This window comes from Mycobacterium shunyiense (assembly GCF_058270075.1).
In genome coordinates, this window is the sequence record NZ_JBZDPU010000005.1 from 203,996 (window position 1) to 224,129 (window position 20,134).

The following is a 20,134-nucleotide window of genomic DNA, read 5'->3' on the forward strand; positions in this document are numbered from 1 at the left end:
TGTCCGGCCCGAATTCGCCCGCAGCGTCGGTGGGTGGTGGCATAATCGAACACATGTTCGACTCACTTTCTGATGTGGAGCTGATCGACAAGGTCAGTGCTGCTACGCGGGCCGAGTCGGTGGCGATCGCCGGACGGTTGGCCGCGATCGGGGCGTTGGACAGCCTGCGTGAACAGGAACTGGCCGACAGCATTTTGTGGCGCACCGATCCGTTCGAAGAGGTTTCGGCGGAGGTGTCGGTGGCGATGCGGATCAGCCGGGGCCGCGGCGGCACCCAGGTACACCACGCTCGGGTCTTGCGCGACAAACTGCCCCAGGTGGCAGCCCGCTTCGCCGTCGGCGATATCGACTATCGGGTGGTGCGGATGATCATCGCCCGCACCGAGACCACGGACCGCGCGGTGTGGGCCGGGCTGGACGCCGAGTTGGCTGCGCGGGCGCCTCAGTGGATGCGGTTCTCCGAACGGCAGTTGCGGGATCGGATTGATCAGTGGATCGCGAAGCTGGATCCGAACGGGGTCCGGGTGCCGCCGGACCTGGCGCAAGACCGGTTTGTGCAGGTCGATCCGGGCAGCCCCGGTCAGGCCACCATTGTCGCCAATGTGGATGCCGCCGACGGGGCGGCGTTCGATCAACGCCTGGATGCGCTGGCGGACACGGTGTGTGAGCATGATCCGCGCAGCCGGGAGCGGCGCCGTGCCGATGCGATCGGGCCGTTGGCGCGGCGGGAGGCCCACTTGACCTGCCGGTGTGGTCGGGATAATTGCCCGGCCGCCCAAAAGCGTGCGGCGGCGGATGCGGCGGTGGTGCACGTGCTGGCCGAGCAATCCACTCTCGATGGCACCTCGCAGAATCCGGGGTATCTGCCTGGGTATGGCATCCTGCCTGCCGAATCCGTTCGCGACCTGGCGGCCACGGCCAAGATCAAGCCGGTGCGGATGCCTGCAGCGCCTAAGACTCCGGCCGAACAAGGCACGGTGTCTGACACGGTTGAGTCGACCGAATCGAGCGGTTCGCCTGAGGCGCCGATCGAACCCAGCGAGTCCGCCGCCCCCGAGGGGGCTGAGCCGGGGTATCGCCCGTCGGTGGCACTGTCGGAGTTCATCCGCTGGCGCGATCTGACGTGTGGGTTCCCCGGTTGTGACGCCCCGATCGCCCGGTGCGACATCGACCACACCGTGCCCTATCCGGCGGGCCCGACGCATCCATCGAACACCAAGCTGTACTGCCGGGCCCATCATTTGGTGAAGACGTTTTGCCCCGGCTGGTCGGATCGTCAATTACCTGACGGCACAGTCGAAATCACCACACCGACCGGCCACACGCATGTCACCGAACCACACGGCGCGGGTATGTTCCCCACCCTGGGTCAACCCACCGGGAACCTCAACTTGTCCGAACCCGGAGCCCCCAACGAGAATCCGCACCGGAGCGCGATGATGCCCAAACGCCCACACACCCGCGAACAAGACAGCCAAGACCGCATCGCCGAAGAACGACGCCTACGCGCCGAACTCAACAACGACCTCGACGTCGAACGCCAATACCAAGCCTGGCTCGCCGAAGAATATGGACCACCACCGCCATTTTGAGGCGGCATTCTGAGCTGGCCGGGTCAATTCTCGCTACGCTGCCGGCCACCGCGGCCGGAGCTGAGTGTGCTGGCGCCCCGTACTGCCACACCGTCTACGAGCAACTGCAGGCCGAAGGCGAACTGCCGGGAGGTGTCACGGGTGAGCACCGACTGCTCGTCGGCCAGGGCGCCCGCGGCGTCCCACTGCAGACGGGACTGTTCGTCGGCGGTGAAGCCGAGCACGAAGTACAGGAAGGTGCGAGCAGCCAACTCGTCGTCCGGCGGTGCCACACCGGCACGCTGGGCGGCGTCGGCGAGTTGGGCCACGATCTCGATGGCCAGCTTTGACTGCCCGGCCGCGAAGCTCGAGGACACCAGTTCGGCGCCGTCGGTGTGCGACAGCAGTGCGTCGCGCAGCGCCACACAGATCTCGTGGATCCGGCCCGGCCAGGACGGCGTCGTGGAATCCGTGCGAGCAGGCTGCAGGATGCGGTCGGCGACCGCGCCGAGCAGCTCCTGTTTGTTGGCGAAATGCCAGTACAACGCGCCCGGGCTGACATTGAGCTCGCGCGCCAGGCGGCGCATCGTCAGGTCGGCGATGCCGTAGTTGTCGAGGATGGCCGTCGCCGCATCCACCACGTCGGGTTTGTGGAGTTGCACACCGTTACCCTAGCCTGAACGGTGTTCAATTGTCGGCTCGGCCGACCCCATGATCCACAGGAGGACTTTCGGTGACGCAGGCAGCCGTAGATGTACTGGGCGTAGCTCGCGAGCAGGTTCTGGAGCGTGGCGTCGGCCTCGACAAGGACCAGACGCTGCAGGTGCTGCAGCTGCCCGATGACCAGCTCGAAGAGCTGCTGGCCCTGGCCCACGAGGTCCGGATGAAGTGGTGTGGCCCCGAGGTCGAGGTCGAAGGCATCATCAGCCTCAAGACGGGCGGCTGCCCGGAGGACTGCCACTTCTGCTCGCAGTCTGGTCTGTTCGCCTCTCCGGTGCGTAGCGCCTGGCTCGACATCCCGAGCCTGGTCGAGGCGGCCAAGCAGACCGCCAAGACCGGCGCCACCGAGTTCTGCATCGTGGCCGCGGTGCGTGGCCCCGACGAGCGCCTGCTGGCCCAGGTCGCCGCGGGCATCGAGGCGATCCGCAACGAGGTCGACATCCAGATCGCCTGCTCGCTGGGCATGCTGACTCAGGAGCAGGTGGACCGCCTCAAGGACATGGGCGTGCACCGCTACAACCACAACCTGGAGACCGCGCAGTCGTTCTTCCCCAATGTCGTCACCACGCACTCGTGGGAGGAGCGCTGGGGCACGCTGGAAATGGTGCGTGAAGCCGGCATGGAGGTCTGCTGCGGCGGCATCCTGGGCATGGGCGAGACGCTGGAGCAGCGCGCTGAGTTCGCCGCCAACCTGGCCGAGCTGGACCCGCACGAGGTGCCGCTGAACTTCCTCAACCCGCGCCCGGGCACACCGTTCGGCGATCTCGAGGTGCTGCCTGCCTCTGAGGCCCTCAAGGCGGTGGCCGCGTTCCGACTGGCGCTGCCGCGCACCATGCTGCGCTTCGCCGGTGGCCGCGAGATCACCCTTGGTGACCTCGGCGCCAAGCAGGGCATCCTTGGCGGCATCAACGCTGTCATCGTCGGCAACTACCTGACCACGCTGGGCCGCCCGGCCGAGTCGGACCTTGAATTGCTCGACGATCTGCAGATGCCGATCAAGGCGCTGAACGCCAGCCTGTAGAACTGGTGGTGATGGTTCAAGACTTGCCCGCGCCCGTCGGCGCCGGCCTATACAACGTCTACACCGGGGTCCAGGCGGACGCGGCGGACGGAAGCGTCGTGCCCACCGCCGCACAACTCGGCCTGGAACCGCCACGGTTCTGTGCCGAATGCGGCCGTCGGATGATCGTCCAGGTGCGGCCCACCGGGTGGTGGGCCAAGTGTTCGCGGCATGGGCAGGTGGATTCGATGGACCTGGATACGCGGCGATGAGCCTCTCGGGCGAAGAGCAGAAGGTCCCGATGAGCCTCTCGGGCGAAGAGCAGGTTGCCCAGGCCGGTCCGGCTCCGGCCAATCTCGTTGGCGCGCCCCGCGTTCCGCGTGAGCGGGCGGTGTTGACCGTCATCGGGGCTCTCGCGGTGGCCGGAGCGCTGCTCGGCGCGCTGTGGGCGTGGTTGACGCCGGGGGTTCACGGAGTGATCGCGTTGACTCGTAGCGGCGAGCGCGTGCACGCGTATCTGGGCAGTGAATCCGATCATTTCTTCACGTCGGCATTCATGTTCGTCGGCATGCTCGTCGTCCTGGCGGTCGTGGCTGCAGTGGCGCTGTGGCAGTGGGCCCCGCATCGCGGGCCCGTTATGGTCGCCGCGTTGGCCATGGGCTCTGCGTTGGCCACCGGGGTGGCCGCCGGTGTCGGTGCGGCACTGGCTCACGTGCGGTTCGGCTCGTTGGACATCGCCGGAGCCTCGGTGACCACGGAACATCGGGTGCATTACGTGCTGGAAGCGCCGTCGGTCTTCTTCGGACACACACCGCTGCAGATCGCCGGCACGATCCTGTTCCCTGCCGCCGCAGCGGCAATGGTCTACGCGCTGATCGCGGTGTCGACCGTGCGTGACGATCTCGGTGCCTGGCCTCCTGTGGAGACCCCGACGTATCCGGTGATCCCGCCGGTGGTCACTCCACCCGGGGCTTGACGGCTGCGGGTTCGAAGAGCTCGATGGGGTTGCCGTCGGGGTCGTCGATTTGGACCTGCCGTCCCCCCGGCCCCGTCTCCACCTGGTTGCGGAACGTGACGGCGGCCCCGCGTAACTCGGTGACGGCAGCGTCGAGGTCATCGACCTCGAGCACGATCCGGTTGAAGCCTCCGGGGATCTGCGGCGCGCCGTCGGGCAGTGGACGTGCACCGGAGCTGCCCGGCCCGCTCAAGAACACGGTGAGATTGCCGCTGACCACGGACGCGAACGCGGGTCCTCCGCGGAGGGCGACATCGAATCCCAGCTGGCCCGTGTAGAACGCGATCGCGCGCTCGACGTCGGTGACCTGGTAGCGGATCGCGCCGGCTCGGTAGGTGATATGTCCAGACATGACCGCAGTCTGCCGATCTTCGCACCGGATGTATTGAACAAAATTGACCTATGGCTCGAGTGCGATGTGGTCATCCTTCGCGACGTAGCTGCTTCGGCGCAGCTGCTGGGCGGGCGTCATCCCGGAGAACTCTTGGAACTCCCGGATCATGTGCGACTGGTCGGCGTAACCGTGCTCGATGGCGAAGGTGGGCCAATGCGGTGGTGAGAGTGCCGACGAAACAGCGTCATGTGCGTGCCGAAACCGTTGAACGCGGGCGAACCGTTTGGGTGGCATTCCGACCTGGGCCGTGAACAACTGGATCAGCCTGCGGTGACTGAAGCCGATTGCGCGGGCGAGTTTTTCGATCGTTGGTTGGCGGTCGAGGCTGAGCGCGTCCACCACGAATGCCACTTCCGGGGTCAGTCCGCGGCACCCGTGCAGTCGGGCGAGCAAGGTACGTTCGACGATCGCCAACCGCTGTGTGATCGACTGCGTCTCACAGATCTCGGAGCGCAGGTCGGCCGTCGCGCCGTTCCACACCGTGTCGAGGTTGATGTGGGAACCCACTAGTTCGTGCGCTGATATTCCGAGGACTGCACGGACACCGCCCGGTTTGAAGTGCACGCCCACCATGGCGGTGTGTTCACGGGCGTCGATGTCGAACGGCCGGGTGTAGGGGCCGGCGACCACGGCACCCGAAAGGCGCTGTGTACCTAGGCTGTTCGCTATGGCGATGGTGTCGACACCGAGGTTGATGACAAGCTCGGTGGTGCCGGTGGGAAGGATGCGTTCCGCCGGGTAGGTGGGTCCGTCCGCAATGCACCACAGGTGGTCGACGCTGTCGCGCAGGGCCACCGTCGGGGGCTGACGGATATAACGCATCTACCCCTATTGTGCCAGCTCGCGACAGCTCAGAGCGGGCGCTTCCGTACCGTTCGGCCCAAAGCCACTTTGGTGGCGATTCCGGCCAGTCGCGCCATGCCCATGTAGGTGATCGGGTTGAGCAGCGTCGGCCATTTCGAACGCACCAGGTTGGCGGTCAGCGGGCGCTCGGCGAACCGATCGCCCAGCCAGCGCAACGCCATCGGGGCCGAGAACGGGTGCAACAGCAGGTGTTCGCTGAACATGTCGCGGTGGTAGGTCACGTCGGCGCCGCCGGCCAGGTAGGTATCGGCGAGTTCGTCGATGTCGTCGACCGAGATGATCTCGTCGTGCACCGCCTGCACGATCAGAACCGGCGGGACCGGTACGGCCACACCGAGTTTGGTGTCCTTGAACACCTCGGTGACCTCGGGCCCGTCGATGATCTGTTCCAGTGGCAGGTCGACCAGATCGGCCATGTCGGTGCGGAACATCCGCACGACGGCCTCCACCGTGGTCATCCGGTGCAGCCGGTCGAGGATCTTGCGTCCCTCGGTGGTGGCGTGCTCGGCGATCACTCGGTTGAGGTTGGGGTAGATGTCGGCGAGGGCGGCCACCACGAGGGCCGGCAGCCCGGAGAACACGGTGCCGTTGAGCCGGCGGAAGGTGTTTCCGAGGTTGCCGACGGGGGAGCCCAGGACGGCACCGACGATATTGAGCTCCGGTGCATAGCTGCCGGCCATCTCGGCTGCCCAGGCGCTGGCCAGGCCGCCGCCGGAATATCCCCACAGGCCGATACGGGCCGTCGGAGACAACGACAGGTGCTCGGAGTTGAGTGCCGCCCGCAAGCCGTCGAGCACCCGGTAACCGGGTTCGTAGGGCGCGCCCCACATGCCGTTGATGCCCTCGTGATCGGGCACCGATACCGCCCAGCCTTCGGCCAGCGCGGCCGAGATCAGCAGGAATTCCAGCTGGGCCAGGGAGCCGGTGGCCTTGGCATGGTGGCGCAGGGCGTAGGAGGGGAAGCATCGGGCTGAAATCGCGTCGATCGCGCACTGGTACGACACGATCGGGCAGTCCGGTGCGGCGTCGGCCGGGACGATGACGGTGGTGGCAGCGGCTTCAGGGATGCCGTTGCGGTCGGTGGAGCGGAACAACAGCTGCGTGGCCTGCAGACGCTGCGGGATCAGGCCCAGAAACGCCAGCTCGACGTCACGGCTGCGCAGCACGGTGCCCGGTTCGGCGTGCTGGAAACCCGCAGGCGGTACATAGAACGCGTCGTGGTGGGGCAGGACGGGCCGGGAGGCCTGGTCGAGCTCCTCGTGAGGTGCCCGACCGATCCATTCGGCTGCCGAGACGCTGGCTGCACTGCCCAAGTCCATCCCGGCATTCTTACTTAAGAAGGGTCTAAGAAGCCAGTCGACTCACCCGGGCGGGCGTAGAGCAGCGAATTCGTCGGTGACGCGGTACCGCGACTCGGTGAACCGGAACAAGGCCGCGGGCCGGCCGCCGCTGCGGCCCGATCGTGCGGTGGTCCCGGTGCGGGTGATGACCTTGCGACGTTCCAGCACCCGCTGCAGGTTTGTGGCGTCGACTTGGTAGTCGAGCGCGGCGTTGTAGATGTCGCGCAACGTGGATAGTGCGAATTCCTTTGGCGCCAAGGCGAATCCGATGTTGGTGTACGACAACTTGGCCACCAGTCGGTTGCGGGCGTGTTCGACCATCGGCGCGTGATCGAAGGCCATCGGGGGCAGGTCGCTGACCGGATGCCACCGGGTGTCCGGCGGTAGGGTCGGGGTCGAGGGGGAGGGCACCAGGCCAAGGAATGTCGATGCGATGGTCCGCGTGCCGGGAACTCGACGCGGGTCGGAAAACACCGCCAACTGCTCCAGATGGGCGAGTTCTCGCAGGTCAACCTTCTCGGCGAGCTGTCGCCGGACCGAGCTGATCAGGTCCTCGTCGTCATCCAGTCGGCCGCCCGGCAGGGACCATTTGCCCCGCTCGGGATCCAGTGCCCGCTGCCACAGCAGCACGTTGAGTGCGGGTTGCCGGGTGTCGAGGCCGCGAACCTGGAACACGACGGCGAGCACTTCGTGCGCGGTGTTACCATGTGGCATGTTTTCGATTATAAGTCGAAAACCTGACGCAGTGGAGGAGGTCGGCGTGACCGCTCTCGATGACACCCTCGCGGGGGGCTTGGCAGATCAGATCGTCGATGGTCCCGGTGGCTATTCCGGCGTTGACGGCGACGAGAAATGGGCTGCTGAGATTCGCCGTTTGGTCGATCAGCGCGGCGCGACGCTGCTGGCGCACAACTACCAGCTGCCGGCCATCCAGGATGTCGCCGACCATGTGGGTGATTCCCTGGCGCTCTCACGCATCGCCGCCGAGGCCCCCGAGGACACCATCGTGTTCTGCGGCGTGCACTTCATGGCCGAGACGGCCAAAATCCTCAGCCCCGACAAGACGGTGCTGATCCCGGACCAGCGCGCCGGTTGCTCGCTGGCCGACTCGATCACCGCCGACGAGCTGCAGGCCTGGAAGGACGAGCACCCCGGCGCGGTCGTCGTGTCCTACGTCAACACCACCGCCGCGGTGAAGGCACTGACAGATATCTGCTGCACGTCGTCGAATGCCGTCGAGGTGGTGACCTCGATCCCCGAGGATCGCGAGGTGCTGTTCTGCCCGGACCAGTTCCTGGGTGCACACGTGCGCCGCGTCACCGGCCGCAAGAACCTGCACGTCTGGGCCGGCGAATGCCACGTGCACGCCGGGATCAACGGCGACGAGCTGGCCGACCAGGCCCGGTCGCACCCCGACGCCGAACTGTTTGTGCACCCCGAATGTGGTTGCGCCACCTCGGCGCTCTACCTGGCCGGTGAGGGTGCGGTTCCCGAGGAGCGGGTGAAGATACTGTCCACGGGCGGAATGCTCGACGCGGCCCGGGAAACCCGGGCCCGGCAGGTGCTCGTCGCCACCGAGGTCGGAATGCTGCACCAGTTGCGCAGGGCTGCACCGGAAGTCGACTTCCTGGCCGTCAACGACCGCGCGTCGTGCACCTACATGAAGATGATCACGCCGGCCGCACTGCTGCGCTGCCTGATCGAAGGTGCCGACGAGGTGCATGTCGATCCCGAGACCGCTCGGCTGGGACGGGCCAGCGTGCAGCGCATGATCGCGATTGGTCAGCCCGGCGGCGGCGAATGACCCCGACGGGCAGCGCCCGGGGATCGAGCCGCTTCGCCTGCGGCAGTTCGACGCTGTGGCAGCAGCGCGCTGACGTTGTCGTGGTCGGCACCGGAGTCGCCGGTCTGGTGGCGGCTTTGGCGGCGCACCGCCGGGGCCGTCGAGTGGTGGTGCTGAGCAAGGCTCGCGAGACCGCGACGTTCCATGCCCAGGGCGGGATCGCCGTCGTGTTGCCGGATTCCGACGACTCCGTCGAGGCGCACGTTGCCGATACGGTCGCCGCGGGGGGTGGCCTGTGCGACCCGGATGCCGTGCGCTCCATCGTTGCGGCCGGCTACGGCGCCGTGGCCGATTTGGTGACCGACGGTGCCCAGTTCGACGAGGCAGCTCCCGGGCGCTGGGCGCTGACCCGCGAGGGCGGCCACACCCGACGCCGGATCATTCATGCCGGGGGTGACGCCACCGGGGCCGAGGTGCAGCGCGCCCTGGATTCGGCGGCGGCCGAACTCGACATCCGCCGGGACCACGTGGCGTGCGAGATCCTGCGTGACGACAGTGGCGTGACCGGAGTGCTGGTCCGCAACGAGGACGGCCTGGGTCTCATCCATGCGCCATCGGTCATCCTGGCGACCGGCGGCCTCGGCCACGTGTACGCGGCAACTACCAATCCGAGTGGCTCGACGGGTGACGGTATCGCCTTGGCGTTGTGGGCCGGAGTTGCGGTCCGCGACATCGAGTTCGTCCAATTCCACCCGACCATGCTGTACGTGGAGAACGGCGGCGGACGGCGTCCGCTCATCACTGAAGCGCTACGCGGTGAAGGCGCCATACTCATTGATTCGCAAGGTCACTCGGTGACTGACGGGGTGCACCCGATGGGGGACCTGGCCCCGCGCGATGTGGTCGCGGCGGCCATCAACGCCCGGCTCAGCGCCACGGGTGACCCGTGCGTGTATCTGGATGCCAGGGGTATCGCCCGGTTCTCCGACCGGTTTCCCACCGTGGCGGCGGCCTGTGCGGCGGCCGGGATCGACCCCACCTGCCAACCGATTCCGGTGGTTCCCGGCGCCCACTACAGCTGCGGCGGTGTAGTGACCGACGTGCAGGGACGTACCGAACTGCCCGGGCTGTTCGCCGCGGGCGAGGTCGCCCGCACCGGGATGCACGGGGCCAACCGGTTGGCGTCCAACAGCTTGCTGGAGGGACTCGTCGTCGGTGGCCGGGCCGGCAGGTTGGCCGCCGAGCACGCGAGCGCGGCCGGTTCGGTGCGCGCCCAGGCGCCGCAGGATCGCCGTCAAGACTCCGTTGACCGAGATGTCCTGCAGCACGCCATGTCTGAGCATGCTTCAGTGGTCCGTGACGCCGAGGGCCTGCAACGACTCGACGCCGTTCTGGCCGATGCGCGCTCGGTGCAGCCCGCGGACCGCCACAGCTTCGAGGATGCGGCCCTCACCGCGACCGCACGCGCAATCGCCGTCGCGGCCCTGGCCCGCACCGAAAGCCGTGGCTGCCACCATCGCGCCGATCACCCCGATACCGACCCCGCTCAGGAGCATTCCGTGACAATTCGCGCCGCAGCCGGCCGCCCCGTCCTCGATACCGCAACGGCGGTGTGCTGATGGCACTTTCGGATACTGAGCTGGCCGAGGCCCGGGCCACGATCACCCGTGCGCTCGAGGAGGACCTGCGCTTCGGCCCGGACATCACGACTCTCGCCACCGTGGGCGCCGATGCCATGACCACCGCCTCGGTGGTGAATCGGGAGCCGGGCGTGGCCGCCGGCGTCGACATTGCGCTGCTGGTGCTCGACGAGGTCCTCGGCGCCGACGGCTACCGCGTGATCGACCGCGTCGAGGACGGTGCCCGGCTGGACGCCCGTTCTTCGATCCTGACGGTCGAGGCGCCGACCCGCGGGCTGCTCACGGCCGAACGCACCATGCTGAACCTGATGTGCCACCTGTCGGGGATCGCCACGGCGACCGCCGCCTGGGTCGACGCAGTGGCCGGCACCAACGCCAAGATCCGCGACACCCGCAAGACACTGCCGGGCCTGCGTGCGCTGCAGAAGTACGCGGTGCGCGTCGGTGGCGGCGTCAACCACCGGATGGGGCTGGGCGACGCGGCACTGATCAAGGACAATCATGTCGCCGCGGCCGGGTCGGTGCTGGCCGCACTCAAGGCCGTCCGGGCCGAGGCTCCGGATCTGCCGTGTGAGGTCGAGGTGGATTCCCTCGAACAGCTCGATGACGTGCTCGCCGCCGACGTGGGATTGGTGTTGCTGGACAACTTCCCGGTTTGGCAGACCCAGATCGCCGTGCAGCGCCGCGACACTCGGTCGCCCAAGACGCTGCTGGAATCCTCGGGTGGTCTGTCCCTTGACAGCGCTGCCGAATACGCCGGTACCGGGGTCGACTACCTGGCGATCGGTGCCCTCACTCATTCGGTGCGGGTGCTCGATCTCGGGCTCGATACCTAACCCGCGCAGCGTAATTCGCGTCGAACCGCGGTCGGCGTCAACCCGGTGTGCGCACGCAGTGTGCGGCAGAAGTGGGCCTGGTCGGCGAAACCCAGTGTGGCCGCGACGTCGGCGATCGTGGATGTGCCGCGGTGCAGATGGTCGAGAGCCCGGCCGACCCGCACCCGGTTGCGGTACCGCGTCACCGACACCCCGAGTTCGTTGCTGAACGATCGGCTCAGCCGGTATGGCGAGACCCCGAGCGCAGTTGCGAGCGGGAACAACCCGACCGCGGCGTCATCCGCCTGCCTGATCGCGTCACGGGCTTGCGAGACCAACCGATCCGATGGCCGAGCAGGTGGATCGGACGCCGGTATCGGACGTCGTGCGGCCGCACGCAACGCAGACCCGACCAGCCGCACCAGGCCCTCCGCCAGTTGGTAATCGGGATCGGCGCGACTGCCGGCCAGAAGCCGTCGGTGCGCAAGTTCGAGACGGGCATCCACGTAGACGGAGGACGGCCCGATCCGATTCCGCTCGCCGGCGAGTTGCCACCAGCGGTCTGCGCTGAGCTGTAGTGACGTACACGCATCGCCGCCGTGTGGGTGGGCGAAATGCTCGTGTTCTCCGGGTTCGCCGAGGTAGCCCATGGTGGCATCGTGGTCCACTGGCTCGCCGGACCCGCGGCGGCGAAAACACCCCGAACGCACCAGCACGAATCGCCCGTCGACCGGACATTCGGCCTCTGACCAGTCCGGGTGCTCGCCGGAGCAACTCCAGGTGGCGATGCTGAATTCCGGCCGCGCGATCAGTGCCTGGGCGGTCAGCATGTGCGCCACGTTAGCCTTCGCGACCGACAGATACGGCCCGCAAAAATGTTCAAGACGCCTGGTCGGCCCGCGATCAGACTGGCTGGTATGGCATCGATCCACATTGAGTTCGACATTGAAGCTGACAGCGCGACGGTGTGGGAGGTGATCGGCGACTGGTCCGACGGCCCGGTACGCATGGCGCCCGGATTCGTGGCGACCTCCGAAGCCCATGATGACGTTCGGGTGGTGACGTTCGCCGACGGTTTCGTCGCCCGCGAGCGGCTGGTCAGCCGTGACGAGTCAACGCGCCGTGTCGCGTACTCCCTGATAGGTGACACCGCTAGGCCCGAGCACGACAACGCGGTGATGCAGGTGGTGTCCGACGGCCCGCACCGCTGCCGCTTCCTGTGGTCGCGTGATGTCCTGCCAGACGAGGCCGCGGGCCCGCTGCGGGCCGCGATGGAGCAGGCCGCCCCGATCATCAAGAGCGCGCAGGAGAACACGGTCGACTAGGCAGGCCTGGGGCACTGAACCGAGGATTCCGGTCAATATGTGGCTGAGATCCTCGGTTTAGTGCTCAACAGAGGGTTCCTACGCGGTCGCGCCGCGGCGTACCAACGACAGCACCACCGCGGCGGTGGCGAACAGCCCCGAGAACACCCGGCCGAGCATCGTCTGCTGACGCGGTGTCTGCAGCCAGTTGAGTAGCCGCGCCGCCAGGCCGGTGTAGAGACTCATCACGACCACGTCGACGACGACCATGGTCGCTCCGATCGCCAGGTACTGCGGCAGCAACGGCGCCGTCGGCACCACGAACTGCGGCAGCACCGCGACGAGGAACACCAAGCCCTTCGGGTTGGTCGTGTTCACCAGGAATCCGCGCATCACCAGGGACAGTCGGCCGCGTTCACCTGTGCCGCCCATTCGGTCGCGCAGATCCTGCGAGGCGCTGCGCCACTGCTGGATGGCCAGGTAGATCAGGTACGCCACACCGATCCACTTGACGATGTGGAAGGCCAGCATCGACTTCGCGACCACGGCCCCCAGTCCGACGGCCACCAACACCAGCTGTGCAAGTAGCCCGAGCTGGAGTCCGAGCACGCTCCATGACCCACGGCGTACGCCATGGGTCAGGCCGGTCGCCATCGACTGAATCGCCCCGGCACCGGGGGACAGACTGATGGCGATCGACGCGCCGAGAAACGCGAGCCAGATCTGCCAGGTCATATGTGCAGTCTGGCGAGCGTGTCAAACGATATCTGCGACGAAGACGCCCATCCGGCGGGCCGCGTTGCGGGGGATCCGGGGCAGGGTCGGATCGTCGGTGCCCGCCGGCAGGACGCGCGGATTGGTGATCTTGATGTCGCCGCGGAACAGGTGCACGTCAGCACCGCCGGCGGCGATCACATTCTTGACCCAGTTGGTCTTGCCGTGCAGGAGCGTCACCGCGAAAACGTTGCCCTTGCGGTAGCTGGTCACGATCGTCTCGTACGGCGTACCAGAGGTACGGCCCCGATGCTTGATCACGGTGAAGCCGGGCAAGCGCTTGGAAAACGGTTTGACCAGCGGGTTGATGTATTTGATCTGGAACCGCTCCAGCGCGGGCGGTATGAGCATCGGTACGCCGGGGGCGTTGTTCGGATGGTCTTTCGCGGACATCTAGGGCTCCATTCGGCAGTCTGGGACCACACTACGGCGGGTTGTGCCGGCGGCAGCCGACGACGGATTTTTATCAACTGGACTGATCAGGGACAATTGAACCGATGGCCGAGTTTCAGATGTCCCGTATCGACCTGCGTAACCGTGCGCTGAATGCCGCGCAGTTGCGATCCGCGCTGCCCCGCGGCGGAGTCGACGTGGACGCAATTGTGCCCAAAGTCCGCCCGATCGTGGAGGCCGTCGCCGAGCACGGCGCGAAGGCCGCGCTGGACTACGGCCATACCTTCGACGGCATCCGTCCCGACACCGTGCGGGTGCCCGCGGACCGGCTGGCTGCGGCCCTCGCCGACCTCGACCCCGATGTCCGCGCCGCCCTGCAAGTCGCGATCGACCGGGCCCGCACGGTGCACGCCGACCAACGACGCACCGACACCACCACCACGCTGGGGCCTGGTGCCACCGTCACCGAACGCTGGGTCCCGGTCGAGCGTGTCGGGCTGTACGTACCCGGCGGCAACGCCGTGTACCCGTCGAGTGTCGTGATGAACGTGGTGCCCGCGCAGACCGCCGGTGTGGATTCGCTGGTGATCGCCAGCCCGCCGCAGGCGGAATTCGCGGGCCTGCCGCACCCGACCATTCTGGCCGCTGCGGCGCTGCTCGGCGTCGAAGAGGTGTGGGCCGTCGGCGGTGCGCAGGCGGTGGCGTTGCTGGCCTACGGCGGCACCGACACCGATGGCGCCGAGTTGGCCCCCGTCGACATGATCACCGGCCCCGGCAACATCTACGTGACCGCGGCCAAGCGGATCTGCCGTTCGCAGGTCGGCATCGATGCCGAGGCCGGTCCGACGGAGATCGCGATCCTGGCCGACGACACGGCCGATCCGGTGCACGTTGCCGCCGACCTGATCAGTCAGGCCGAGCACGACGAGATGGCGGCCAGTGTGCTGGTCACCGACAGCGAGGCGCTGGCCGCGGCTACCGACCGCGAGCTCACTCGCCAGTTGGAGACCACCGTGCATGTCGAGCGTGTCAAGGCCGCGCTCTCGGGCAAGCAGTCCGCGATCGTGCTCGTCGACGACATCGATGCCGGGGTACGCGTGGTCAACGCCTACGCCGCCGAGCACCTCGAGATCCAGACCGAAGACGCTCCTGCGGTGGCCGGCCGGATTCGTTCTGCCGGAGCCATTTTCGTCGGTGCCTGGTCGCCGGTCAGCCTGGGCGACTACTGCGCCGGATCCAACCACGTGCTGCCGACCGCGGGTTGCGCCCGCCACTCCAGCGGCCTGTCCGTGCAGACGTTCCTGCGCGGCATCCACGTCGTCGAGTACGACGAAGCCGCACTCAAAGATGTGTCCGGCCATGTGATCACGCTGTCCAAGGCGGAAAACCTGCCCTCACATGGCGAGGCGGTACGACGGAGGTTTGAACGGTGATGAGCGCTTGCGCGAAGAACAGGCGATCATGAGCGCACGGGATGTGACGCTGGCCGATCTGCCGCTGCGCGAAAACCTGCGCGGGAAATCGCCCTACGGGGCACCGCAACTGGTGGTTCCGGTGCGGCTCAATACCAACGAGAACCCGCACCCGCCCACCCAGGCTCTGATCGACGACGTCGCCGCATCGGTCCGCGACGCCGCGGCCGAATTGCACCGCTATCCCGACCGGGACTCGGTTCAGTTGCGCACCGATCTGGCCGCCTATCTCACGGCGGCAACCGGCGTACCGCTCACCGTCGACAACCTATGGGCGGCAAACGGTTCCAACGAGATCCTGCAGCAGCTTCTGCAGGCCTTCGGCGGGCCGGGGCGCACCGCGATCGGTTTCGTGCCGTCGTACTCGATGCACCCGATCATCTCGGACGGCACCCAGACGGAGTGGCTGCAGGCGGCCCGCGCCGCGGATTTCGGGCTCGACATCGACGTAGCGGTGGCCGCGGTCAAGGAGCGCACACCCGACGTGGTGTTCGTGGCGAGCCCCAACAACCCGTCGGGACAGAGCGTCCCGATCGAGGACCTGCGCCGGCTGCTGCAAGAGATGACGGGTGGCATCTTGATCGCCGACGAGGCCTACGGCGAGTTCTCCTCGCAGCCCAGTGCGGTCACGCTGATCGACGAGTTCCCGGCCAAGCTGATCGTCACCCGCACGATGAGCAAGGCGTTCGCGTTCGCCGGCGGACGGCTCGGCTACCTGGCCGCCGCTCCCGCGGTGATCGATGCGCTGCTGCTCGTGCGCTTGCCGTATCACTTGTCCGTGCTCACCCAGGCCGCCGCGTGTGCAGCACTGCGTCATGCTGATGACACCCTGGGAAGCGTGGCGACCCTGGCCGCCGAACGCGACCGGGTGAGCGCCGAATTGACCCGCTTGGGCTACCGCGTGATCCCCAGCGACGCGAACTTCGTGTTGTTCGGCGATTTCACCGATGCGCCGGCGACGTGGCAGCGCTACCTGGACAAGGGAATTCTGATCCGCGATGTTGGTATCCCTGGCTTCCTGCGCACCACGATCGGTCTGGCCGAGGAGAACGACGCATTCCTGGCCGCCAGCGCCGATCTGGCCACCACCGAACTTCAGCCCGCCAACAGCCCGGTAGGAGCATCGTGACCCGTCGCGCGAAAGTCGAACGCAAGACCAGGGAATCCGACATCACCGTCGAGATCGACCTCGACGGCACCGGTGTCGTCGACATCGATACCGGTGTCCCGTTCTTCGATCACATGCTGACCGCGCTGGGCACCCACGCCAGCTTCGATCTGACCGTGCACGCCAAGGGCGACATCGAAATCGAGGGGCATCACACGATCGAAGACACGGCGATCGTGTTGGGCCAGGCACTCGGCCAGGCGTTGGGCGACAAGAAGGGCATCCGCCGGTTCGGCGATGCGTTCATCCCGATGGACGAATCGCTGGCGCACGCCGCCGTCGACGTGTCCGGCCGGCCCTACTTCGTGCACACCGGGGAACCCGAGTTCATGGTCGAATTCACCATCGCCGGGTCCAGCGCGCCCTACCACACCGTGATCAACCGCCACGTATTCGAATCGCTGGCCTTCAACGCCCGCATCGCATTGCACGTGCGGACGCTCTACGGCCGGGACCCGCACCACATCACCGAGGCGCAGTACAAGGCGGTGGCGCGCGCGCTGCGACAGGCGGTCGAGTACGACGCCCGGGTCACCGGCGTCCCGTCCACCAAAGGGACTCTGTGACCAAGAAACTCGTCGTCCTGGACTACGGATCGGGCAATCTGCGCTCTGCCCAGCGGGCGCTGGAGCGGGTGGGCGCCGACGTCGAGGTGACCGCTGATCCCGGCGCCGCCGCGGCAGCTGACGGACTGGTGGTGCCGGGTGTCGGTGCCTTCGAGGCCTGTATGACCGGACTCCGGGCGATCGGCGGCGAGAAGATCATCGCCGACCGCCTGCAGCATGGTCGTCCGGTGTTGGGCGTCTGTGTCGGTATGCAGATTCTGTTCGCCCGCGGCGTGGAGTTCGGCGTGGAGTCCACCGGGTGCGGGCAGTGGCCAGGCTCGGTGACCCGACTGGACGCGCCGGTGATTCCGCACATGGGCTGGAATGTCGTCGAAGCTGCGGCCGGCAGCACTCTGTTCAAGGGCCTCGACACCGCCACGCGTTTCTATTTCGTGCATTCGTACGCCGCCCAGGAATGGTCCGGTAATCCGGACGCACGCGTCACCTGGGCGACGCATCACGTGCCGTTCATCGCCGCCGTCGAAGACGGCGCGTTGTCGGCTACGCAATTTCATCCGGAGAAGAGCGGCGACGCCGGTGCGACGCTTCTCGCGAATTGGGTTGAGGGACTGTGAGTTTGATTCTGTTGCCGGCTGTCGATGTGGTGGACGGCAAGGCGGTGCGTCTGGTGCAGGGCAAGGCCGGCAGTGAGACCGATTACGGCTCGGCACTGGAAGCTGCGGAGGCTTGGCAGCGTGACGGCGCTGAGTGGATCCACCTGGTGGACCTGGACGCCGCCTTCGGGCGCGGCAGCAACCGCGAACTGCTGGCTGATCTGGTCGGCAAGCTCGACGTGAAAGTCGAACTGTCCGGCGGGATCCGCGATGACGACTCGCTCAAGGCGGCCATGGACACCGGCTGCGCGCGGGTGAACATCGGCACCGCGGCGCTGGAAAGCCCCGAGTGGTGCCGTCGGGCCATCGCCGAGTACGGCGACCGGGTCGCAGTTGGGCTGGATGTTCAGTTCGAGAACGACAGCTGGCGGCTGCGCGGCCGCGGCTGGGAAACCGACGGCGGCGATCTTTGGGAGGTCTTGGATCGCCTTGATCGCGAAGGGTGTTCGCGCTACGTCGTCACCGACGTCACCAAGGACGGCACCCTGACCGGGCCCAACCTGGAACTGTTGGCCGCGGTGGCCGACCGCACCGACGCTCCGGTGATCGCCTCGGGCGGGGTTTCCAGCCTCGACGACCTCCGGGCAATCGCCACCCTGACCGGTCACGGTGTCGAGGGCGCGATCGTCGGGAAGGCGCTCTACGCCGAACGATTCACTCTGCCGCAGGCACTGGCCGCGGTCAGCGGATAAGCGAGGTGGGTGACCTGGATTCGTCGAAGCTGGCCGCACTGGTTGCTGCCGCCACCGAGATCCTCGACGCGGCGTCCGTGCCGTTCATCGCCGGGCACCGCGCGGATTCGGCTGTCACCAAGCAGGGCAACGACTTTGCCACCGAGGTCGATCTGGCGATCGAGCGGCAGGTGGTGCGGGCCCTGACCGAGGCCACCGGAATCGGGGTTCACGGTGAGGAATTCGGTGGTGAGCCCATCGATTCCCCGCTGGTGTGGGTGCTCGACCCGATCGACGGCACGTTCAACTACGCGGCAGGTTCGCCGATGGCGGCCATCCTGCTCGGACTGTTGGCCGATGGCGAGCCGGTGGCCGGCCTGACCTGGCTGCCGTTCACCGGACAGCGGTATTCGGCGCTGGCTGGGGGACCGGTGCGGGACAACGGAACCGTGCTGCCGCCGCTGGGGTCGCCGACGTTGACCGACTCGATCGTCGGGATCCAGACCTTCAACATCGATTCTCGCGGCCGGTTCCCCGGCCGCTACCGGGTCGAGGTGCTGTCCAATCTGAGCCGGGTGTGCTCGCGGGTGCGGATGCACGGCGCCACCGGGGTGGACCTGGCCTATGTGGCGGCCGGGATCCTGGGTGGGGCCATCAGTTTCGGCCACCACATCTGGGACCATGCTGCCGGTGTGGCGCTGGTCCGGGCCGCGGGCGGCATCGTGACGGACCTGGCCGGCGATCCGTGGACCGCCGAGTCGAAGTCGGCGCTGGCCGCCGCGCCCGGCGTGCACGAACGCATGTTGGAAATCGTGAAATCCGCTGGCAATCCGGAGGACTATCTGTGAGCACCATCAGTGACGTCGCGACGAGGGTGATCCCGTGCCTCGACGTCGACGCCGGCCGGGTGGTCAAGGGTGTCAACTTCGAGAACCTGCGCGATGCGGGCGATCCCGTGGAACTCGCGGCCGTTTACGACGCCGAGGGCGCCGATGAACTGACCTTCCTCGATGTGACCGCGTCCTCGTCGGGCCGGTCCACCATGCTCGAGGTGGTCAAGCGCACCGCCGAGCAGGTGTTCATCCCGCTGACCGTCGGTGGCGGTGTGCGCGCGGTCGAGGACGTCGACGTGCTGCTGCGTGCCGGCGCCGACAAGGTGTCGGTCAACACCGCGGCGATCGCCCGGCCCGAACTGTTGGCCGAGATGGCGCGCCAGTTCGGTTCGCAGTGCATCGTGCTCAGCGTCGACGCGCGTACCGTGCCCGCCGGTGATCAGCCCACTCCCTCGGGGTGGGAGGTGACCACTCACGGCGGGCGCCGCGGCACCGGCATCGATGCCATCGAATGGGCCGCCCGCGGCGCCGAACTCGGCGTCGGCGAGATCCTGCTCAACTCGATGGACCGCGACGGCACCAAGGCCGGGTTCGATCTGCCGATGCTGCGTGCCGTGCGCGCGGCAGTGGGCGTCCCGGTGATCGCCAGCGGTGGTGCCGGCGCGGTGGCTGATTTCGCGCCCGCCGTGCAGGCTGGCGCGGATGCGGTGCTGGCCGCCAGCGTCTTCCACTTCGGGGAGATGACCATCGGTCAGGTCAAGGCAGCGATGGCGGCCGAAGGAATCGTGGTGCGGTGATGGCTCTCGATCCCGACATCGCCAAGCGCCTCAAGCGCAACGCCGACGGGCTGTTCAGCGCCGTGGCGCAGGAGCGTTCCACCGGTCAGGTACTGATGGTCGCCTGGATGGACGACGACGCGCTGGCTCGCACCCTGGAAACCCGTGAGGCCACCTATTTTTCACGCTCCCGCGGCGAGCAGTGGGTCAAGGGCCTGACCTCGGGGCACACGCAATACGTGCACTCGGTCCGTCTGGACTGCGACGGCGACACGGTGTTGCTGGAGGTCGATCAGATCGGCGCCGCCTGCCACACCGGGGCGCACACCTGCTTCGACGCGGACGTGCTTTTGGCGGCCGTAGACTGACTGACGCGGCATTA

General features: G+C 67.3%; 24 protein-coding genes. 16 read left to right on the forward strand and 8 right to left on the reverse strand.

The genetic code is table 11. From position 1 onward, the window contains the following. The first annotated feature begins 53 nt into the window (after positions 1-53). The gene (locus AC4ELH_RS03435; RefSeq protein ID WP_498883249.1) at positions 54-1,592 is read left to right on the forward strand and encodes an HNH endonuclease signature motif containing protein; all 1,539 of its coding nucleotides are present in this window, start codon (positions 54-56) and stop codon (positions 1,590-1,592) included. A 23-nt stretch (positions 1,593-1,615) separates the two neighbouring features. On the opposite strand, the gene AC4ELH_RS03440 is transcribed toward AC4ELH_RS03435, so the two are convergent. Next, complete coding sequence (locus AC4ELH_RS03440) at positions 1,616-2,233, reverse strand: TetR family transcriptional regulator (protein ID WP_064887203.1); 618 nt, start codon at positions 2,231-2,233, stop codon at positions 1,616-1,618. A gap of 71 nt (positions 2,234-2,304) precedes the next feature. Between AC4ELH_RS03440 and bioB the strand changes: the two genes are divergently transcribed. The 3 genes from bioB to AC4ELH_RS03455 are packed head-to-tail and all read left to right on the forward strand — an operon-like array spanning position 2,305 to position 4,267. After that, on the forward strand, positions 2,305-3,312 hold the full coding sequence (gene bioB / locus AC4ELH_RS03445; protein WP_055113863.1) for a biotin synthase BioB: 1,008 nt from the start codon (positions 2,305-2,307) through the stop codon (positions 3,310-3,312). Positions 3,313-3,323: 11 nt separating this feature from the next. After that, positions 3,324-3,563: a biotin synthase auxiliary protein BsaP gene (gene bsaP / locus AC4ELH_RS03450; protein ID WP_064887255.1), complete on the forward strand. Its 240-nt coding sequence runs from the start codon at positions 3,324-3,326 to the stop codon at positions 3,561-3,563. Continuing rightward, positions 3,560-4,267 carry a DUF2567 domain-containing protein gene (locus tag AC4ELH_RS03455; RefSeq protein ID WP_498883250.1) on the forward strand — a complete coding sequence of 236 codons (708 nt, stop codon included), beginning with the start codon at positions 3,560-3,562 and terminating at the stop codon, positions 4,265-4,267. The genes bsaP and AC4ELH_RS03455 overlap by 4 nt, the downstream gene beginning before the upstream one ends. On the opposite strand, the gene AC4ELH_RS03460 is transcribed toward AC4ELH_RS03455, so the two are convergent. Genes AC4ELH_RS03460 through AC4ELH_RS03475 form a run of 4 tightly spaced genes read right to left on the reverse strand, consistent with a single transcriptional unit; the run spans position 4,248 to position 7,618 of the window. After that, positions 4,248-4,658 carry a VOC family protein gene (locus AC4ELH_RS03460; RefSeq protein ID WP_498883251.1) on the reverse strand — a complete coding sequence of 137 codons (411 nt, stop codon included), beginning with the start codon at positions 4,656-4,658 and terminating at the stop codon, positions 4,248-4,250. The two genes, AC4ELH_RS03455 and AC4ELH_RS03460, sit on opposite strands and share 20 nt — an antisense overlap. Positions 4,659-4,706: 48 nt before the next feature. Then, a complete protein-coding gene (locus AC4ELH_RS03465; RefSeq protein ID WP_498883252.1) occupies positions 4,707-5,522 on the reverse strand; it encodes a DUF6597 domain-containing transcriptional factor in 816 nt (271 codons plus the stop codon). A gap of 29 nt (positions 5,523-5,551) precedes the next feature. After that, the gene (locus AC4ELH_RS03470) at positions 5,552-6,883 is read right to left on the reverse strand and encodes a lipase family protein (protein WP_498883253.1); all 1,332 of its coding nucleotides are present in this window, start codon (positions 6,881-6,883) and stop codon (positions 5,552-5,554) included. Between the two features lie 42 nt (positions 6,884-6,925). Next, entirely contained in the window at positions 6,926-7,618 is a 693-nt protein-coding gene (locus AC4ELH_RS03475; protein WP_064887207.1) for an NUDIX hydrolase, read from the reverse strand. On the opposite strand from AC4ELH_RS03475, the gene nadA reads away from it, so the two are divergent. From nadA to nadC, 3 genes are read left to right on the forward strand one after another with little or no spacing between them, the layout of a single operon-like run. Continuing rightward, a complete protein-coding gene (gene nadA, locus AC4ELH_RS03480; RefSeq protein WP_498883254.1) occupies positions 7,617-8,708 on the forward strand; it encodes a quinolinate synthase NadA in 1,092 nt (363 codons plus the stop codon). The genes AC4ELH_RS03475 and nadA overlap by 2 nt on opposite strands. Continuing rightward, positions 8,705-10,306 carry an L-aspartate oxidase gene (locus tag AC4ELH_RS03485; RefSeq protein ID WP_498883255.1) on the forward strand — a complete coding sequence of 534 codons (1,602 nt, stop codon included), beginning with the start codon at positions 8,705-8,707 and terminating at the stop codon, positions 10,304-10,306. The genes nadA and AC4ELH_RS03485 overlap by 4 nt, the downstream gene beginning before the upstream one ends. Beyond that, entirely contained in the window at positions 10,306-11,163 is an 858-nt protein-coding gene (nadC, locus tag AC4ELH_RS03490; protein ID WP_498883256.1) for a carboxylating nicotinate-nucleotide diphosphorylase, read from the forward strand. Before AC4ELH_RS03485 ends, nadC begins: the two co-directional genes overlap by 1 nt. Here nadC and AC4ELH_RS03495 read toward each other — a convergent pair. Further along, entirely contained in the window at positions 11,160-11,972 is an 813-nt protein-coding gene (locus AC4ELH_RS03495; protein WP_110777871.1) for a helix-turn-helix domain-containing protein, read from the reverse strand. The genes nadC and AC4ELH_RS03495 overlap by 4 nt on opposite strands. An 87-nt stretch (positions 11,973-12,059) precedes the next feature. Here AC4ELH_RS03495 and AC4ELH_RS03500 point away from each other — a divergent pair, with 87 nt between their 5' ends. Next, complete coding sequence (locus tag AC4ELH_RS03500) at positions 12,060-12,467, forward strand: SRPBCC family protein (protein WP_448457081.1); 408 nt, start codon at positions 12,060-12,062, stop codon at positions 12,465-12,467. A gap of 78 nt (positions 12,468-12,545) precedes the next feature. On the opposite strand, the gene rhtB is transcribed toward AC4ELH_RS03500, so the two are convergent. Both rhtB and AC4ELH_RS03510 read right to left on the reverse strand, forming a co-directional pair. After that, positions 12,546-13,181, reverse strand: a complete 636-nt coding sequence (rhtB, locus tag AC4ELH_RS03505; RefSeq protein ID WP_498883257.1) for a homoserine/homoserine lactone efflux protein — start codon at positions 13,179-13,181, stop codon at positions 12,546-12,548. 21 nt (positions 13,182-13,202) lie between these two features. Further along, a complete protein-coding gene (locus AC4ELH_RS03510; RefSeq protein WP_044518426.1) occupies positions 13,203-13,613 on the reverse strand; it encodes a nitroreductase family deazaflavin-dependent oxidoreductase in 411 nt (136 codons plus the stop codon). 104 nt (positions 13,614-13,717) lie between these two features. On the opposite strand from AC4ELH_RS03510, the gene hisD reads away from it, so the two are divergent. From hisD to hisI, 8 genes are read left to right on the forward strand one after another with little or no spacing between them, the layout of a single operon-like run. Next, positions 13,718-15,046, forward strand: a complete 1,329-nt coding sequence (hisD, locus tag AC4ELH_RS03515) for a histidinol dehydrogenase (protein WP_448447678.1) — start codon at positions 13,718-13,720, stop codon at positions 15,044-15,046. Between the two features lie 28 nt (positions 15,047-15,074). Continuing rightward, complete coding sequence (locus AC4ELH_RS03520) at positions 15,075-16,214, forward strand: histidinol-phosphate transaminase (protein ID WP_448447676.1); 1,140 nt, start codon at positions 15,075-15,077, stop codon at positions 16,212-16,214. Continuing rightward, complete coding sequence (gene hisB / locus AC4ELH_RS03525) at positions 16,211-16,819, forward strand: imidazoleglycerol-phosphate dehydratase HisB (protein WP_055113886.1); 609 nt, start codon at positions 16,211-16,213, stop codon at positions 16,817-16,819. The genes AC4ELH_RS03520 and hisB overlap by 4 nt, the downstream gene beginning before the upstream one ends. Then, positions 16,816-17,433: an imidazole glycerol phosphate synthase subunit HisH gene (hisH, locus tag AC4ELH_RS03530; protein ID WP_064887212.1), complete on the forward strand. Its 618-nt coding sequence runs from the start codon at positions 16,816-16,818 to the stop codon at positions 17,431-17,433. Before hisB ends, hisH begins: the two co-directional genes overlap by 4 nt. Next, positions 17,430-18,164, forward strand: coding sequence for a bifunctional 1-(5-phosphoribosyl)-5-((5-phosphoribosylamino)methylideneamino)imidazole-4-carboxamide isomerase/phosphoribosylanthranilate isomerase PriA (priA, locus tag AC4ELH_RS03535; protein ID WP_064887213.1), 735 nt, complete (start codon positions 17,430-17,432; stop codon positions 18,162-18,164). Before hisH ends, priA begins: the two co-directional genes overlap by 4 nt. Then, complete coding sequence (locus tag AC4ELH_RS03540) at positions 18,161-18,991, forward strand: inositol monophosphatase family protein (protein ID WP_448447801.1); 831 nt, start codon at positions 18,161-18,163, stop codon at positions 18,989-18,991. Before priA ends, AC4ELH_RS03540 begins: the two co-directional genes overlap by 4 nt. Beyond that, a complete protein-coding gene (gene hisF, locus AC4ELH_RS03545) occupies positions 18,988-19,773 on the forward strand; it encodes an imidazole glycerol phosphate synthase subunit HisF (protein WP_064887215.1) in 786 nt (261 codons plus the stop codon). Before AC4ELH_RS03540 ends, hisF begins: the two co-directional genes overlap by 4 nt. Further along, a complete protein-coding gene (gene hisI, locus AC4ELH_RS03550; RefSeq protein ID WP_448447673.1) occupies positions 19,773-20,120 on the forward strand; it encodes a phosphoribosyl-AMP cyclohydrolase in 348 nt (115 codons plus the stop codon). The genes hisF and hisI overlap by 1 nt, the downstream gene beginning before the upstream one ends. The last annotated feature ends 14 nt before the right edge of the window (positions 20,121-20,134 follow it).